Source organism: Microcystis sp. M53598_WE2, assembly GCF_030067735.1.
GTDB lineage: Bacteria > Cyanobacteriota > Cyanobacteriia > Cyanobacteriales > Microcystaceae > Microcystis > Microcystis aeruginosa.
The window spans coordinates 1-2667 of record NZ_JASJFE010000371.1 but is presented as its reverse complement, the minus strand read 5'-3'; the positions used below and the strand labels follow the sequence as shown (position 1 = coordinate 2667).

3 protein-coding genes are annotated in these 2667 nt (G+C 37.0%); all 3 read right to left on the bottom strand.

Features of this window, described 5'->3' with window-relative positions; genetic code table 11:
* On the bottom strand, positions 1-948 hold a 948-nt coding region (locus PX636_RS08000), incomplete at its 3' end, for a glycosyltransferase family protein (protein ID WP_288116689.1).
* A gap of 239 nt (positions 949-1187) precedes the next feature.
* Positions 1188-1970 carry a DUF3226 domain-containing protein gene (locus PX636_RS07995; protein ID WP_193978483.1) on the bottom strand — a complete coding sequence of 261 codons (783 nt, stop codon included), beginning with the start codon at positions 1968-1970 and terminating at the stop codon, positions 1188-1190.
* Positions 1967-2667, bottom strand: a 701-nt coding sequence (locus PX636_RS07990; protein ID WP_288116688.1) for an AAA family ATPase, incomplete at its 5' end; no start/stop codon positions are given. The genes PX636_RS07995 and PX636_RS07990, both read right to left, overlap by 4 nt.

Here is a 2667-nt window from a genome sequence, read left to right as displayed (position 1 = left end):
TGCTTCTAAATTAATAGCAATACCCTTGCGATACAGGTAATGCGCCAATTCTATGCCACTAATCTCATTTTTTAAAAGGTCAATTAACTCAAGACTGCTAGGTAAGCTATTGGGGCGGAATGAGGAACTATAGGCAGAGTTTACCCATGATGCTTCTTTCCCTTTATAGGTTTTAGATTCTGGGTGTCCAAAACCTATATTATAGATCAAAGAAGTTTTGGGAATAAGGTGAACCCGATTTTGATACAAAGATGCAAGAGTAAGAGTAATAACCCAGTCAGTTTGCTCATTTCTCTCTAGCCAGAACTGGTTTATTATAGTCATTTTTGTTTGCACGGTGGCGGGTATATTATAGAATTTTCCAAAAGGATTATATTGTTTTGGCTGATTGATGAGAGCGATATCATTCCAGCGATCAGCCCAGATACCGAATCCCCAAGAAAAAACTCTATGGGAGAGAGCAAAATCCTCTTCGAGCAGAGGATATGCTTGCTCTGGAAAGGCTGCATATCCGCTAATCGAAAAGATTTTTTTATGTTCACGGTATGCCTCTAATAGACGGCACATCCTATCATAAAAATATGGATTGGGAAAGTTATCATCTTCCAAGTAAACAACAGATTCATAAGTGGATAGGACTTCTGTCAAGGACAAAATGACATTTTGATCACAGCCCAAATTTTGTGACCGTAACCTTATATCTACTGGAATTTTACTAGAGAACTCTTGCAGTAAAGCAATTGTTTGATCAATCAGGGGTAGATCAAGTTCATTTCTTGCTCCATCCACATAGGCAATGATCTGATGAGGAAATAGAGTCTGTTGGGTTAAACCCTTTAAAACTTCCTTGAGTAGATCGGGACGAGTAAAAACTATTAAAATAACTGGCGGCAAAGAACTAGGTAAAGGCACCTCATCAAGAGACATTGGTAAATTTGTTAAATTCATAGACTACCGCACAACAAAAATTTTAACATCTGCACAAATCATGCCCAATATGGTAACACCTTAATTTGACTGTGTCAAGCTTGATCACACTTCGATAACTCCCAGCTAGAATTTTTTGACCTTAACTTGAGAGAAAACTTTTATTATAATGCTCGGATATCCTGTCTCCTTTTCATGACCACTTGTTAACCGTAACTTCCTAGTTGGTAACTCTCCAAGTTTTCAGCAGATCAATATAATTATATTGACTCCATTTTGAGGAGTTGTTTTAGAAAAGTTAAGAGATTTTCTAGTGATGGTATTTGCATTAAAGTTTGCTCGCTAATCCACCGATCATCAGAAATAGTTGCGGTGTTGGTTTTTCCAGGTTTAAGAATACTAGCAACTGCGGCAATAGTGGCTTTTTCTTTATCAAAAGGTTTCCAGCCAATTTGACTAATTTCTTCCTCGGAAAATTGTTGAATATATGCTTTTGCTCTGTTCATATATTCAGGATAGGCGATTTTTCCACAATCACAAAGTAGGGTATCTAAGACACCTTGATCAACATTATTAGGCAGTATATATAATCCGACTCTTGGTCTATTTTCTTGAATAGTTCCCGTGGCAGCTACTACCCTGGGAAAGTCGGGAAAATATTCCCGAAAACCCTGATGATATTTGCGAGCAACTTCTGCCGGGTTATCTTTATCCGCATCGGCAATAACGGCAAAAGCTGATAATTCATTGTTATAATCCATATCGGCAAGTTTATTGGTTAAATTTTTAATTAATTCACTGCCACCCCCGGCATAAATTGCCACGGATAAAGTCTCAGTATAAAGAATAGATGGCATATCGAGTCTGATGTAAAGTTTTCCAGTTTTAGGAGGAGGATATTTCGGAATAAATTTTTTCCAAATTGGTTCTAGATTTGAGAGTTCTTCACATTTAGAAAACCCCAGAAGTTTACACATAACTTTCACCAGAAAAGCTTGATCATGATTACCTTCCACTCCAATCAATATATGTTCTCGACTCACCAACGAACCTCCTGTCCTAAGTCTTCTCGTAAACTTTTTAATCGAGTCCAATCATGTCTAACTACTCTAGTATAATTTTCCTTTGGTTCGAGACGATAAAGCACCAAATCTGATTCTCGTTCAGTAACTTCTAACAGAGCATCAACAGCTTCTAGACTGTGGGTAGTAGCAAACAGTTGTACATTCATTTTTTGACACCATTTAACTAACCAATTAAAAGAACTTTGCAGTGCCTCTGTATGAATAGCTGATTCTAATTCATCAATGAATAAAATTCCACCTTTAACACTGGCAAGTTTGAGGGCAATATGAAGTAAGCGACGCACCCCGTCACCAAAGGTACTAACGGGTACAAGTCCCAATTTTTCGTGTTGAATATAAATGTTAAATCTGGAAGATAAAGAATGAGGAGGTAAGAGAATTTCTAAATCAGAAATATTACTGTCCATTTGACGCAGTAAATCGATAACATCTGTTTTAAAATTGGCAAATCTCACTTCTGAAAGTAATCGAAATTGACCAATATCAGAACGATGAGAAGCGGGACTAACCAGAGAAGTTAGTAAGCTAGGTTCTTTTTTTCCCGATAGTCTAGAGAGAGCGCTATTTTCCCAAAGTTGATAGTTTTCTTTCAGGGGATTTTGGGGATAATTAATTAAACTTATTAATTGTTCTTGAGCCAGAAATACTGTTATCG